Here is a 14,583-nt window from a genome sequence, read left to right on the forward strand (position 1 = left end):
ATCATAAAATAGCCATTGAATGACAATTTTCAACATAAACAGAATAAGATTCTAAGCTAGGATAGAATTAGGGAATTTTTCGGAAAGGGATGAGTTCGGTGCTGAATTTTTTAAAAAAAGAACCGAAAATTATTGAAGAAGAAAAAACGCTTTTTGAAAAATATTTGGACTTGCAAAAGCAAATCCAAGAGGCAGAAAGAGTTCTTCAAGAAGAGTTTAAGGAACAGAAGACAGGAATTTATCAGAGTATTTTGAATTTACATAGGAGTGTAACAACTGTAGATGAGTTTGTCGAAATTACTTATCGACTTCGAGAAAGAGAACTTGTGACAGAAGTATCAGAAAGCATTACCGAATTTAAAAAGAATGCTCAACTAAAGAGAATTGAAAAAAATCTTATAAAGATTGAAATTAAAAAATTAGAGACTTATTTGATGTTACTTAGAAGAAAAATTAGACGAGAAAATGAAAATGCTCCTTATCTAAAAACTGAAATAGCAAAAAGTCAGCAATTGATTGAATTGGAAGAAGAAAAGGCCGCATCAGCAGCTGCAGTAGAACTTTTTTTTAGTCAAGAAATTGCGAAGTATCAAGCTAATCTGGAACATATTGCTGAAGTTAACCAAAAAATACAAACACCTTTCGTTGAACAAGTAACTGAGATTGAACATAAATTAATGGAGCTTAAAGAATACGGTAGTCAGATCGGGGTAAGTCAACCGCAAATGATTTACCAAGCTCCGGTTCTTGGGAAAAAATATGAGTTCATCAGTTCTGGAACGGAAGTTGATCAGACTATTTTTCAACGCTTAAGCAAGTATTTTCTTTTAAAAAATATCAACGTGAGCCAAATCTTATTGTCAGAAGTAGCAGAAATTATCAAGAATGATTCTGATGCAATTAAAGATGGTCTTACAGAGAATCTCAAAGTAGTTCAAAAAATCTATCAAATGGCACTTCATACTGAAAGTATTTTTGTAGTTGATTTAGGGAATTGGATTACAGATTATTTGCTTGACAATCCTATCTTATGTAGCAATTTCATTTTTATTGTTAGAAGGGAAAATCAGGCTAGAATGGCAACAACTAATGAAAGATTATGGTTAGGAATTTGTGAGGAGGTAAACGAGTCTGAAGTTGAGGACTATTTACAGGAGGATTGTTTGTATTTTTGGCTACCAGCTTTGAATACTCAAGAGGATTCGACAGTAATTGTTCTACCAAAGGAGGTTGAATCATTTGGATAAGTTGTTGTCAGTTTTAAATGAGATTGGATTTCGTAAAATTACCATTTTAATTGTGCTTGGTTTGATGGCCATCCTATATTTTGCAAATCGAAAAAAACAGAAAAAAATTGATGAAAGCGATGAAGACTTAGCCAATTATTCTAAAAATCAGGATGGACTATATCCGTGGGAAGTTGATCAAGATGATAGTCCGAAAAGGGTAGCTTCAGATGCTCGACCGGTAAAAATTGATAAGCCAAGAAGAGGCAGATGGTGAGATGGAGGGAAAGTTATGCGGATAACTCCGAATTTTTTAGAGAAAGTTAAATATGAGATAACAAGTCGACTAGCTAATGAACAGGATCAGACGGTCATTTTTTTATCAATGTCAAATGGAGTTGGTCGTGCGAAAGTTTGGAACACTAAGATTGGTACACTAGCTGATCTGTGGCCAAGTATTGACAAATATTTATCAAAAAACAAAATGATGCCTAAGTGGTTGAAGATTGACGTTTTAGACTCTAATCAAGATATGACTTTTCAGCAGTTACTTGCTGAAATCGATTTAGTAGAGCGTAATAATTATTTTCGAAAGGGAATTGCCTTTGATCCGACTTTTAAGGCTGCTTTTTTGGAGGAAGAAATTAATGGGAATGCATTTTTAAAACCCGATAAAGATCACGTTGTAGGACAAAATAGGCCGCATCTAAATTTTGACTTTCAAAATGTTAATGCTTATATGAAGCAACGTTATACAACTAGTTTAAGAATTGACTTAAGCAAAGACAGTCATGTATGTCTATTCACTACTAAAAGTTTCTTCTTTGATAGCGGAGAATATTTTGATCTAGAAAATGGTGTGCGTAAAATTACAGATAAAACGCTACTTTCTACTTGTAATACTGCCATCGAAAAAGGTGTACCTTATTTAGAAGAGCAGATTCAAAAAGATGGCAAATATATCTACGGTTATTTTCCGGCTTTTAATCATCAGTTAACCAGCTACAATGTTATTCGTCATTTTTCCTCGATTTATGCGTTGCTAGAAGGATTTGAATACTTGCATAATGAGAATTTTAATCAGATTAACGCAGCAATTGATTGGGGGATTGCAAATTTAGTAGTTGAAAAGGGCGAGGATGCTTTTGTAGTGGATCGTTATACTGGACGAGCAGAAATACGTCTAGGCGCCAATGCTATGATTATTTTAGCTTTATCAAAATATGAGGAAGTCACCGGCAGTTCGCAATACCGTGAATTGTTGACGAAAATAATTAATGGTGTGCGTCATCATATGGTGGAAGATGATCTTTCTACGATTCATGTTCTTGATGAAAACTTGGAAACATTAGAAAAATTTAGAATTGTTTATTATGATGGAGAAATTCTTTTTGCACTAGCGCGTTTTTACTCGTTAACGCAGGATGAACATGTCGAAAAATTGATTCATAGTATTGCTAATCGTTTGATTGAAAAAAATTATTATAAATATCATGATCATTGGCTGGCTTATGCTGTAAATGAAATTTCACTTTTTTGGCCGAGTGAAGAACTTTATCGATTCGGCTTGCGAAATGTTGTCGAGCATCTAAATTTTATTGAAAAAAGAGATACTGCATATCCTACTATGTTAGAGTTATTAGTAGCGGCGCAGAAAATGGTAGATAAAATAGCTACTAGTCAGTATGCCTATTTACTAAATGAATACCCAAAGGCTTATAAGATTGCAGATGTGATGGAGAAACGCTGTCAGCGGCAACTAGAAAGGGGCACATTTTTCCCAGAAGTTGCTATGTATTTCAAACGACCGGATATCATGGAAGGTGGCTTTTACTGTCGTCATGATCGTTTCCGCAGCCGAATTGACGATGCAGAGCATTTCTTGTCTGGTTTTATCAATTTTGCAGCATATAGACAAGCCGAGGTAGCTTCTAGTCAGCTACCAGTCTACGTTAAGTAACTGGCACTACAAATATTAGCTTGATTCTCAGAAGAAATCGAAAAGACTTAGTTGCTTTCTGTTCAGTATGTTAAGAGAAAACGTGAATTTTTGGTAAAAATTATGAAGCTACCTAAACTATGTTCATTAATTTAGATAGCTTCTTTTTTTTGACTTAAGTTAGATAAAATATTCGGATATCAGTACTGAGCTTGATGCTATATTATTTAAATTAAGGTTGGTAATAAGCTAATTTAATCTTTAAATTATTGTATTCTTTTTTTGAAAAGGATGTCTGTCCTTCAAAGCTAAAATTCTAAGTTCCTCACACCTCATAAGGCTGATTCAAAGTATCCATAAGCTTATCGAACAGCCAATAGCTGATTTTTTGAGTATCCAATGTAATTTTTTGCAGGGCGACAATTAAAATGTCGTTGAATTTGTGTTTGTTGGTTTCAGCGAAATATAAATCATTGGTAATCAGGTAGTCGCAATCCTGGGTTTCATCCAGCAGGTTGAAAAAAGAAAAGCTGGGATGAAATTGCAGACTATTTTTTAAATAGTCAAAGGAGATTCTCGTTTGAAAAGGATCATTGGCCAAAAAGAGACCGATTTTTATACGTCTGATTGAGTGTAGGGAGCTCTCAATAATCAAAAATCCGTAATGATCGACGAGATAATTTCGCTCAATTGGTTGCAGACCATGCTCTGTCAAAAAAATATTAATCTTTTCGACAACGTCAATTGCGTAATTAATTGACGGTTCACTTAAGTTGTGGTTACTGTCATTGACCAGATTGCCGATAATTTCGGAAATATTTTTTTGGGTGGAGAAAAAAAGCCCATTGACATTGATGCTGAACAGGAGATACTCCAGTTTTTTTATGCTTTCCGGCGTGTCAATAAACAAAAAGGCCGGCTTTAGCAGCTCCCGGGAAAACTCAAATAATTTATAGGCTAATGTGTGGTGCTGTTTTTGCAGTAAAAAAAAGGATTCATATAATTGTCCATCATACATAATAAGTGGTAAGTCCAATAGAAAATGTAAAAGTAAATCTAATTCCCTTGGAGTTAATAAGGAAGTCGGTAAGCTGGATTTGTCAGCCATCACTTCTTTAAAAAGGATAAATTCGCTGCTGTCGGGTAATTGGACGGCTTTTTTATAATAAGCCTCTGTAACGTTTGGTTTGAGAGATCGATAGTAGGCAATATATAAAACTCGCTGTAATCGATGGCGATTAAAGGTCGAAATACCAAGGGAATCATTTTTCTGAATGGCACTGACCAGTAAGCTGAAATAGCGCTCAACTTGAGAATTTAAAGGGAAGGGATTTTCAGTGAGGTTATAGGTTGTTTCCAGATAGACTTGAAAGAAGAAGCGGATATCTTCTTCAGGACCTTGAATCGTCAATTTTTTTAGGTCCAAGCCATTTTTTTGGAAAAGCTCTTTGATTTTCCGAATGTTGCGATTGACAGTAGCAGTGCTTAAAAATAATTGTTTTTGTAATTTTGTATAGGTTAGTTCCTTCTCCATCAAAAGGCTAAGAATAATTTTATGGGCAGTCGATTGGCGGTAGAGATAGTTTTTAAATATCAAATAGGAATTGCCGCTGCGATAAGTGACAATAATTTCTCTAGGAAGATTCAAGCAGTCGAGAAAATCTGTATAGTTATTTTGCAGTAATTGAATCTGCGAGCGTAAACTTTTCAAAGAAATTCCCAATTGGTCACAAATATCACCTTTTGTAGCCTGACCACCCCTTAGTTCAAAAAATTTTAATAGCTTCAGGACATCTTGCTCATTTGAGCCTAAAATACTTTCTATTTCCAGCATTTTTTTGTTCTCAACTCCTAATTATCGCAATTCTAAAAATAACAAATAAAATAGATTGCCCAACTAGCTTTATTTTAGGGGAAAAAACTAAAAAAGGCAATCTGCTTTACAAAATCTGATACTTTTTGCAGTCATTATTAGGATAAACTAAATGAGAAAAATTAATAAAATAATAAAAATATTTATAAATACGACGTACTTATTAAATGAAAGGATTGTCAGGTTGGTTTAGTAAAGTGAGGAATTGAAAATGGAAAAAATTTGTATTTTAACAAAAACAATTATGGCGGAGGAAGACCTGCAAAAAAAATTACAGCTTCTAGGATACGAAGTATTTGTTTCCAATCATTTATTAGAAATGTTGATGGCCGGTGAAGGCAAGTCACTTTTTCAAGTATTTAAAACTGTTATTTTCAGCGAAACGATTAGCGATTTTGAGATTGAAAGAGTTGTTGAGCAATTAGTCAAGGAACCGGTCAGAATGTTCAGAATGGACAGCACTAAGGAAAGTAGTATTGATGAAGCAATGGCCCAAAATACGCCATTTTATCTGAGGAACGATACTAACTTAAATGATTTGCGGGAAAAATTGGCTCAGGTGTTTGAGAGCATGCCGGTGGAGTATCAAGAGGAGCCCCACGCTGGTGCGAATTATTTGGATTCCAACTTCATGAATTTTATCCACAGTCTTTCTGTAAATGAGAAAAAATTATTTGATATTCTCTATGCGGCAGATGGCCAGTATATTAAACGGGCCGACTTAAGCGAGCTGCTTTGGCAAAAAGAGGCTTCAAATTCCAGTTTAGCTCAATTGTCTCAGCTGTTATTTCGGATTCGTAAAAAGATGATTAGTCATCAGTTGGATGGCGAGTCATTGCGTAGCCATTGGCGAGAAGGCTATGCGTTGACCCATGATTTTGTTGAAAAACAAGATTTAACTGTTTAATGCGAGAGTTATAAAGTTATATAATGTAAGAATATAATTTTACGGGTCAATTTTTCTGAGTGAAATTGTGCGAGGTAATTTTACAAGGTGATTTTCCAGAGTGAGGGCCCTAGTTACTGTAGCTGTGCTGATGGTTTGAGCAAGCTTCCTTTAGTAATGGAAGAAAACTAGGATTCAGTTTCATTATAAAAAACTAAATTTTCTAGTTTCTAATTGGCGGCATTCAAAAGCTGTGGGATAATTGGCGTAATGCCACCAACACTTAAAAAGGGAGTTTTAGTTATGATTCTTACATGTCAACAAACGAAAGCAACGCAGGCCCATTTGATTACATATCCCTACTTGAATGAACACAAAACCCTATTTGGCGGACAATTGATGTCTTGGCTCGATGAATCTGGGGGGATTTCAGCAGTTCGTCTGGCACGAAGACCGTTGGTAACGGCTTCGTTAGACCATTTAGATTTTTTGCATTCTTTAGCCCATAGTGAAATGGTCTGCATCGAAAGCTACGTTTCTGGTGCCGGCAAACGTTCATTAGAGGTTTTTTGTAAAGCCATCGGTGAAAATTTGCTGACTGGTGAGCGCTATTTAGCGAATACTTGCTTTATGACCTTTGTTGTTTTGGACAAAGAGATAGTGCTGCCGCAAATCCAACCGGAAACGCAGGAGGAAATATTTATCTGCGGCGGCTATGATGCCCGTCGCCAAAAACGAAAAGCTGATTTAGCAGGTAATTTGGAACTAGCAAAACATATGCAACTGGATGGTCTGATTTTAAAGGATTAAACATCAAGAAAAAAATTTGAATTGTGGAACATAGCTTTCATTTTTTGAAAGCCAACTGGTCTTAGCTCAAATCTTATAGCGGAGCTGCCTCAATAGAGAAAACTGATAGGTGTCAATTCAGTTCTCTCTTACGGGGTAGCTCTTTTTTTTGTGTGTAAATGCCGCAATGTTCAACGGTAAAAAAATGCCTAAAAAAGTCATAAGTTCTTCGAATTTTTTTAAGTTTCCTTTAAGCTGTGCTCTCTACTCTTAAGTCACAATCATATTTAGGAGGTTTGAAATGAATTTTTTAAAACGTGCTCTGGCCAGCAGCTGGTCAAAAAAAGGGCGCACGATTTTGCTGTGCGCTGTTTTTTCGGCAATTTTAGTATTCGTCTTAGCTGGTCTGACGATTCAAAGTGCGGCAAATCAGGCAATTACTAATGCCCAGAATGATACCGGTGCCACGGTGACACTTGCAGCTAGCCGGGAAGCTCAATTTGGCGGCGGTGCCCCTAGTGGGGATGCCACAGACAGTAGCGACAGTGAGACAGCGGGACAAATTGATCCCGGCGGTTTTACAGCAACGCCGGTTAATGTTAGCGATGCTGAAGCGATTGCTGAATTAGACAATGTGGCGTCCTATTCATTGGAGTCTTCTTCAACGGCGGTGGCCGGCGACGATGTCTCCGCTATTACTAGCTCTGATTCTAGCAGTACAGAGAGCTCGACAGAAACAGATACCGCAGCAGCTGGCGATATGGGCGGTGGTATGGGTGGCGGCATGATGGCAGGTGGTCAAGGCGGCGGCATGTCCGGCGACTTCCAAGTATCGGGGGTTTCTGAAACCGCCCTTGCTAGCGATTTTAGCGATGGGACCGCCGAAATTATTGACGGTGAAGGAATTACTGCTGCCGATGCCGACACGAATAATGTTGTGATTGAAACGACGCTAGCTGAAGCTAATGGCTTAGCGGTTGGCGATACTTTTACATTGCAAAATAGTGATGAAGACACTAGCTATACCGTCACAGTCAAAGGCATTTATGAAACCTCAGCAACGGCTTCTGGGATTTCAGCACAAATTAGCATGTTGAATCCCGTTAATACAATTTACAGCTATTATACGTTTGCCAATGCTTTAAACGGAGATGCAGATTCAGCGACAGTGGATGAAGCTGTTTATACTTTGGCTGACCCGGCGGCAATGGATGAGTTTGTCAGTGAAGCAGAAGCGTTGATTGACACAGATTCTTATGCTTTGACCACCAATGACCAATTGTATCAACAAATGCTAGAACCATTAAACAATGTTGCGAGCTTTGCGAAAAACATTGTCATCTTAGTGGCGGTGGCTGGAATTATTATTTTGACGTTGATTGTCATGCTGACGATTCGCGAACGCCGTTATGAAATCGGCGTCCTCTTATCAATGGGAGAATCTCGCTTCAAAGTGATACTACAATTTTTCAGTGAAATTTTTATTGCGATGGTGGTAGCGTTAGTGATTGCGACTTTTAGTGGCAATATTGTTGGCAATGTCGTCGGCAACCAACTGTTGTCGCAACAATCTGAAACGACAACCGAAGAAGTCAACAATAATCAGAATGGTCCTGGCGGCGAGATGGGTGGCGGTGGTCCAAGCGGAGCCTTTGGCGATATTTCTAACGCTATTTCTGGTTCAGAAGCTGTTTCAGAATTAAATGTTACAGTCGAACCAACCACGATTGCCGCTTTGGCTGGTCTTGGTTTAGCGATTAGTTTCTTATCGATTATGCTGTCCTCAATCGGCATTTTACGATTGAATCCGAAAAAAATACTGATTAGTTAAGTTAGCAAAAGGAGGGCGTACCATGTTAAAAACCAAGGATTTAGGCTTTTGGTACCAAAATGAAGCAGATTATTTATTTAAAGAGGTTGACCTTGAATTCAATGACGGGCAGGTCTACGCCATTTTAGGCACAAGCGGCTCTGGCAAAACGACATTTCTTTCTTTAATTTCCGGATTAGATACACCCAAGACTGGTTCCATTTTGTACAATGAAGAACCGATTCAAAAAATCGGTTTGCGAAATTATCGCAAAAAAGATGTCTCAATTGTCTTTCAGGCCTATAATTTGCTGCCGTACTTGTCGGCTTTGGATAATGTCTTAACAGCTATGGAGATCTCTGGTTCTAAAAGAGAAAACAAGAAGCAATATGCGTTGGATAGTTTGGCTAGAGTTGGCATTGATGAAGAGTTAGCCAAGAAAAAAGTACCGTTACTTTCCGGCGGCCAGCAGCAACGGGTGGCTATTATCCGCGCCATCTGCTGTGACCATAACTTAATCGTGGCCGATGAGCCCACTGGTAATCTAGATGAAGAGACCTCTCGAGGAATTGTCCAGCTTTTCAAACAAATTGCCCATGAGGAGCGGAAATGCATCATCATCGTAACCCATGAGATTGAAGTAGCCAAAGCCTGCGATCAAGTCTACGAACTAAAACAAAAAGTATTTACTGAGAAATTTTTAGAATTGGAACCTGCTTGAGCTTCAGGTTTAATGTGAGTTGAAAAAAGCAAAAGAATGAATTCAATAAAAGACAAATTTTTTGAGTGGAGCAATCCACTCTTTTTTTGTGCCTTGGAGATTTTCAAGTCAGTGTTTAATCTAGCTAGGCTCTTGCCTGTTAATTATCCTTCTGTGATTGTTGCTAAGGAAGAGAAAATTTATAATGAAAAGGATCATTACAAAGATAAAAATTTGTGAAATGGAATTTTGCTAATATGTAAAGAAGCCCGCTATTACAAGCCTCTTAGCAATATTTCCCATCGTTTATCACTGATTTATGTCACAAACTTACAATGAAGACATGATTTTTGTTAATCGTGAACAATGATAAAAATAGCGGCAAACGCTTACAATGTAAATGTGATTAAGAACGGAGGATATCAGATGGATTTAGCAGCAACCTTACAAAGAAGAATTAAAGAACTTTCAGCAATCGGCAGCGACCCGACTGGTGGGATGACCCGCTTGCTTTACACTGATTCATGGAAAGATGCACAAAACTGGGTAGTGGATGAACTGGAATCTTTTGGCATGACCACTGAATTCGATGAAGTCGGCAATTTATTCGGACGGACAGTCGGTTCTGAAACGCAGCGGACGGTGATGTCAGGTTCTCATATTGATACAGTCGTTAACGGTGGGACTTTAGATGGTCAGTACGGGGTAATTGCTGCCATGACTGCAATGGAATATCTGTTAGATAAATATGGACAGCCTAAAAAAGCTTTCGAAGTGATTTCTATGGCGGAAGAAGAAGGCAGCCGCTTCCCGACGGTTTTTTGGGGCAGCAAAAATTTTGTTGGTGAGGCAGTTAGAACAGATGTTGAAGCAATTGCAGACTCAAGTGGAGCTAGTTTTGTAGCTGAAATGCAGCGACAAGGCTTTGATTTTAAAAAGGCACAGACACGTCGTGAAGATATCGATGCTTTTGTTGAGATTCACATTGAACAAGGCAATGTTTTAGAAAATGAAGAATTACAAATCGGCGTTGTTAATAATATTGCTGGACAAAGACGCTATACGGTCATTTTAAAAGGACAGGCGAATCATGCCGGAACGACTCCGATGGGCTATCGCCATGATGCGGTCTATGGCTTCGCTAAAATCTGCAACGAAGCAATTGAAAAAGCCAAGGCTGTCGGTGACCCATTAGTATTAACTTTCGGAAAAGTGGAACCAAAACCCAATACGGTGAATGTTGTCCCTGCGGAAGTTTTATTTACAATTGATTGCCGCCACACAGACGCCAACGAACTAATTGAGTTCACGACAAACTTAGAAAAAAGGATTGCAGAAATTTCAGCAGAGTTGGGGTTAACAGCTGACATCGATTTATGGATGGATGAAGCGCCAGTACCGATGGATGAAAAAATTGTTGCAACAATTGAAGAGCAGGCTAAAAAAGGCGGCTATCGCTATCGGATGATGCATAGCGGAGCGGGGCACGACTCGCAGGTAATCGCTCCACATTTTCCAACCGCAATGATTTTTGTGCCGAGCATTGCAGGAATTAGTCATAATCCTGCAGAGGCCACTGAATTCGCTGATTTAGTGGAGGGCGTTAAGCTTTTAGCCGACACGTTGCATGAACTAGCATATTAACTGATAAAGCAAAGGAATCGAGGAAGAAAAAATGGGTTATAAAAATGAACGAATGGGCTATTCAGATAATTTATTGCAATCAAGGGGCGTTATCAAAAAAGACAATTTTGCTTTGATTCCCCATGACGGCTTGGTTAAAAATACGATACCCGGGTTTAAAAACTGTGATTTATCTATTCTTGGCTCGCCAAAATTAGGAGCTGGCTTTGTAGATTATATTATTACTTTTCATGAAAATGGCGGCCATGAAACTGGTTTTGGTGGCGAAGGCATCCAGACCTTAGTCTATGTTATTTCCGGTAAATTAAAAGTGACCGATGGCACGGAAGAACACAGTTTAGCAGCTGGGGGCTATGCTTATTTTCCAGCAGGCGTCAAAATGTTTATGGAGAACGGCCACAATGAGGATACCGAAGTGTTCCTATATAAAAAACGGTACGAAGCAATTGAAGGCCATGAAGCTTACAAAGTTATCGGTAGTATTCATGACCAAGAACCAACAGAGTATGAAGGGATGAAGGATGTTTTATTGTGGGATTTTCTGCCAAAGGATTTAGGCTTTGATATGAACATGCACATTCTATCCTTTGAACCTGGCGCTAGTCATGGATACATCGAAACCCATGTTCAAGAGCATGGCGCCTACTTAATCAGCGGACAAGGGATGTATAATCTCGACAATCAATGGTATCCCGTGGAAAAAGGGGATTACATTTTTATGAGTGCTTATGTACAGCAAGCGGCTTATGCTGTTGGGCGGGGTGAACCTTTAGCCTATGTCTATTCAAAAGATTGCAACCGTGACCCGCAGCTTTAAACAAAGGACCCTTCACATGAGGAGAAAACATTATGATTGAAACGAAAGAAACAGAAATCGTGACGGTTGCAGCAGCCGATTTGCATCGGCTGATTAAAAATAAATTGCTGGCTGCCGGACTTCAAGACGAGCAGGCGGAGGAAACTGCCAAGCATTTAGTTTTTGCTGATGCCTGTGGAATTCATTCCCACGGAGCCGTTCGAGTAGATTATTATGCAGAGCGGATTGCTAAGGGCGGCGTCACTATTGACCCTAAAATTACTTTTGAAAAAACTGGCCCTTCAACCGGTATCGTCCACGGTGATAACGGTGTAGGTCAATATGTCTGTGATGAAGCATTAAAATATGCCATTGACTTGGCAGCTGAATCAGGCTTGGCTTTAGTCGGTGTTTCCCGCACTAGTCATAGCGGGGCCTTATCCTATTACGTCAAAAAAGCAGCTCAACAAGGCTATCTGGCTTTAGCGATGTGCCAATCAGATCCGATGGTCGTACCTTACGGCGGCAGCGAAAACTATTTTGGCACTAATCCCATCGCTTTTTCGGCTCCACGGGAAAATCATCAGCCAATTGTTTTTGATATGGCAACGACGGTTCAGGCTTGGGGCAAAATTTTGGATGCTCGCTCAAAAAACAAAGAGATTCCGAATACTTGGGCTGTTGACGCTGAGGGGAATCCAACAACGAATCCCCATAGTGTTAATGGGCTTTTGCCGATTGCAGGACCTAAAGGCTATGGCTTGATGATGATGGTCGATATTTTAGCTGGCACATTATTGGGACTGCCCTATGGCAAACATGTGTCTTCGATGTATTCTGATTTAACAGAAAAACGTAACTTGGGGCAGCTTTATCTAATTATCGACCCGGCCCGCTTCACTGATCCGGCAACCTTCAAAAAAAATATCGATCAGATGGTGGCTGAATTGCATGAAATCAAACCGGCCGCGGGATTCGACCAAGTCTATTATCCTGGTGAGCTGAGTCAGGCTCGCTACGATGATTATATGGAAAACGGGATTCCAATTGCCGCACCGATTTATGATTACTTAATTAGCGATACCGTTCATTTTAATCAGTATGGCGGAAAAAGTGCCTTCGCCGAATAAAAAAGAAAGCGAGTGAATCCAGCAATGCTGCACACAATTATTGAAAAGAACAGCTACCAAGACTCGATTGTCTTGATGCTTTTAACCAATCACTTAGAATCGATGACAGGAGTGACTAGTATTTCTGTCATGATGGGGACACCCGCCAATAAGGATATTTTTAAAACGGGGGGCCTTTACACAGAGGAACTAGCTGAAGCCACACCGAATGACATGGTGATTGTGGCAGATGTCGAAAACGGTGAGGTCATCGAAGACTTAGTAGCCGAAGCCAAGAATTATTTAGCTGAGCAAGCGGGAAAAAACCAACGGGACACTTCTGAAGAACGTGTAAAAACTTGGGACAAGGCTTACAGTCTAGGCGAAGATGCAGCCGTTGCGATTTTATCCATTCCCGGTACTCACGCAGCTTTGGAAATTGAGAAAGCCTTGGATGCTGGCAAACATGTATTTTGTTTTAGTGACAATGTCTCAATTGAAGATGAACGCCGCTTAAAATTACAAGCCCATGAGCAGGGCTTGTTACTGATGGGACCAGACTGTGGGACCGGTATTATCAATGGGGTTCCGATTGCCTTCACCAATGCGGTTCGTAAAGGTAAAATTGGCGTCATTGGTGCTTCTGGAACGGGCATTCAAGAAGTGACGACGATTATTCATCGACTGGGAGCAGGAGTGACGCATGCTTTAGGAACAGGTGGCCGGGATTTAAAGGAAGCCATCGGCGGGACTACTTTTAAAGACAGCATTGCTTTATTGGAACAAGATCCTGATGTTGCTGTGATTGTGGCAATCTCTAAACCACCGGCAAAAGCCATTCGTGATGAGGTCTTAGCTTTATTACGGGCCAGTAAAAAACCAGTTGTTACAATTTTTTTAGGTGAAAATCCGACCTATCATGAAGCCGGCTTATATCATGCTCATACTTTAGAAGAAACTGCAGAAATTGCAGTGGCGCTTTTAAATGGTGAAGACCCTACAACTCTTGTTGAAAAAATGACGCTAGTGCCAGAAATCAAATTAGCTGATACGCAAAAAACAATCAAAGGATTCTATTCTGGCGGAACCTTAGCTTATGAAGCCGCCATGTTGATTAAAGAAGCTTTTGCATTGCAAGCTGACAATGGAGTGGAAGGCTTTATTTTGCAGGCGGATGGTCATGAAATTATTGACCTTGGCGATGACATCTATACAAACGGTAAACCGCATCCTATGATTGATCCGACAAAACGCAAAGAAATGCTGGAGGCGGCTGGTCAAGATCCTGCTACGGCAGCTGTGCTTTTAGATATTGTGTTAGGCTACGGCGCCCATGACAACATGGCCAGTGAGCTTGCTCCAACAATTATAAAAATTCAAGAGGAGGCGGCTGCGGCTGGCCGCAATTTGCCAGTGATTGCGACGATTGTGGGAACCGATGAAGATCCGCAAAATTTCTTTGCTCAACAAGAAATTTTAACAGATGCCGGCGTAATCTTGTGCCAAAGTAATGCCCAAGCAGTTAAAACGGCTTTAGCGCTTGTTAAGCGACCTTTGAAAGAAACTAAAAAAGCTGTCCAAAAGAAGGCTGAAACAACAGCCATCATTCCTAAAGTGCCGGTGACATTAAGCAAATTATTACAGGCGGAGAAATTTATTAACATTGGCCTTAGCAGCTTCACTAAAGCAATTACTGATTATGGCGGTCGAGTTGTTCAATATGATTGGCAACCCGTAGCCGGCGGTAATCTCGAATTACAAAAAGCGCTGCAGTTTTTAAAAAAAGCGTCCCTGAAAGTTGAGGTATAAAG

12 protein-coding genes are annotated in these 14,583 nt (G+C 39.5%); 11 read left to right on the forward strand and 1 reads right to left on the reverse strand.

The genetic code is table 11. The annotated features are described in order from the left end of the window. The first annotated feature begins 98 nt into the window (after window positions 1-98). From AC1Z3S_RS02085 to AC1Z3S_RS02095, 3 genes are read left to right on the forward strand one after another with little or no spacing between them, the layout of a single operon-like run. On the forward strand, window positions 99-1,247 hold the full coding sequence (locus AC1Z3S_RS02085; protein WP_461738971.1) for a hypothetical protein: 1,149 nt from the start codon (window positions 99-101) through the stop codon (window positions 1,245-1,247). After that, the gene (locus AC1Z3S_RS02090) at window positions 1,240-1,503 is read left to right on the forward strand and encodes a hypothetical protein (protein WP_461738972.1); all 264 of its coding nucleotides are present in this window, start codon (window positions 1,240-1,242) and stop codon (window positions 1,501-1,503) included. Before AC1Z3S_RS02085 ends, AC1Z3S_RS02090 begins: the two co-directional genes overlap by 8 nt. A 15-nt stretch (window positions 1,504-1,518) precedes the next feature. Next, complete coding sequence (locus AC1Z3S_RS02095) at window positions 1,519-3,186, forward strand: poly alpha-glucosyltransferase (protein ID WP_461738973.1); 1,668 nt, start codon at window positions 1,519-1,521, stop codon at window positions 3,184-3,186. A 304-nt stretch (window positions 3,187-3,490) separates the two neighbouring features. Here AC1Z3S_RS02095 and AC1Z3S_RS02100 read toward each other — a convergent pair whose 3' ends face one another. After that, window positions 3,491-4,999, reverse strand: coding sequence for a helix-turn-helix domain-containing protein (locus tag AC1Z3S_RS02100; RefSeq protein ID WP_461738974.1), 1,509 nt, complete (start codon window positions 4,997-4,999; stop codon window positions 3,491-3,493). 250 nt (window positions 5,000-5,249) lie between these two features. Between AC1Z3S_RS02100 and AC1Z3S_RS02105 the strand changes: the two genes are divergently transcribed. The 8 genes from AC1Z3S_RS02105 (at window position 5,250) to fdrA (ending at window position 14,581) form a co-directional block, all read left to right on the forward strand. Then, window positions 5,250-5,945: a winged helix-turn-helix domain-containing protein gene (locus AC1Z3S_RS02105; RefSeq protein ID WP_461738975.1), complete on the forward strand. Its 696-nt coding sequence runs from the start codon at window positions 5,250-5,252 to the stop codon at window positions 5,943-5,945. A gap of 282 nt (window positions 5,946-6,227) precedes the next feature. Continuing rightward, a complete protein-coding gene (locus AC1Z3S_RS02110) occupies window positions 6,228-6,734 on the forward strand; it encodes an acyl-CoA thioesterase (RefSeq protein WP_461738976.1) in 507 nt (168 codons plus the stop codon). A gap of 280 nt (window positions 6,735-7,014) precedes the next feature. After that, a complete protein-coding gene (locus AC1Z3S_RS02115; protein ID WP_461738977.1) occupies window positions 7,015-8,544 on the forward strand; it encodes an ABC transporter permease in 1,530 nt (509 codons plus the stop codon). Between the two features lie 22 nt (window positions 8,545-8,566). Continuing rightward, window positions 8,567-9,244 carry an ABC transporter ATP-binding protein gene (locus tag AC1Z3S_RS02120; RefSeq protein WP_265456394.1) on the forward strand — a complete coding sequence of 226 codons (678 nt, stop codon included), beginning with the start codon at window positions 8,567-8,569 and terminating at the stop codon, window positions 9,242-9,244. 405 nt (window positions 9,245-9,649) lie between these two features. Continuing rightward, on the forward strand, window positions 9,650-10,867 hold the full coding sequence (gene allC / locus AC1Z3S_RS02125; RefSeq protein ID WP_461738978.1) for an allantoate deiminase: 1,218 nt from the start codon (window positions 9,650-9,652) through the stop codon (window positions 10,865-10,867). A 31-nt stretch (window positions 10,868-10,898) separates the two neighbouring features. Next, window positions 10,899-11,684, forward strand: coding sequence for a (S)-ureidoglycine aminohydrolase (gene allE, locus AC1Z3S_RS02130; RefSeq protein WP_461738979.1), 786 nt, complete (start codon window positions 10,899-10,901; stop codon window positions 11,682-11,684). 32 nt (window positions 11,685-11,716) lie between these two features. After that, entirely contained in the window at window positions 11,717-12,793 is a 1,077-nt protein-coding gene (gene allD / locus AC1Z3S_RS02135) for an ureidoglycolate dehydrogenase (RefSeq protein ID WP_461738980.1), read from the forward strand. Between the two features lie 24 nt (window positions 12,794-12,817). After that, a complete protein-coding gene (gene fdrA / locus AC1Z3S_RS02140) occupies window positions 12,818-14,581 on the forward strand; it encodes an acyl-CoA synthetase FdrA (protein ID WP_461739417.1) in 1,764 nt (587 codons plus the stop codon). Window positions 14,582-14,583 lie beyond the last annotated feature (2 nt).

The sequence above is a fragment of the Enterococcus sp. LJL90 genome (assembly GCF_056924355.1).

Bases quoted from the DNA above. Each gene is read 5' to 3' on its own strand.
- AC1Z3S_RS02105 (WP_461738975.1), top strand. From the start codon at position 5,250: ATGGAAAAAATTTGTATTTTAACAAAAACAATTATGGCGGAGGAAGAC.
- fdrA (WP_461739417.1), top strand. From the start codon at position 12,818: ATGCTGCACACAATTATTGAAAAGAACAGCTACCAAGACTCGATTGTC.
- AC1Z3S_RS02110 (WP_461738976.1), top strand. From the start codon at position 6,228: ATGATTCTTACATGTCAACAAACGAAAGCAACGCAGGCCCATTTGATT.
- AC1Z3S_RS02115 (WP_461738977.1), top strand. From the start codon at position 7,015: ATGAATTTTTTAAAACGTGCTCTGGCCAGCAGCTGGTCAAAAAAAGGG.
- allE (WP_461738979.1), top strand. From the start codon at position 10,899: ATGGGTTATAAAAATGAACGAATGGGCTATTCAGATAATTTATTGCAA.
- allD (WP_461738980.1), top strand. From the start codon at position 11,717: ATGATTGAAACGAAAGAAACAGAAATCGTGACGGTTGCAGCAGCCGAT.
- AC1Z3S_RS02100 (WP_461738974.1), bottom strand. From the start codon at position 4,999: ATGCTGGAAATAGAAAGTATTTTAGGCTCAAATGAGCAAGATGTCCTG.
- AC1Z3S_RS02095 (WP_461738973.1), top strand. From the start codon at position 1,519: ATGCGGATAACTCCGAATTTTTTAGAGAAAGTTAAATATGAGATAACA.
- allC (WP_461738978.1), top strand. From the start codon at position 9,650: ATGGATTTAGCAGCAACCTTACAAAGAAGAATTAAAGAACTTTCAGCA.
- AC1Z3S_RS02120 (WP_265456394.1), top strand. From the start codon at position 8,567: ATGTTAAAAACCAAGGATTTAGGCTTTTGGTACCAAAATGAAGCAGAT.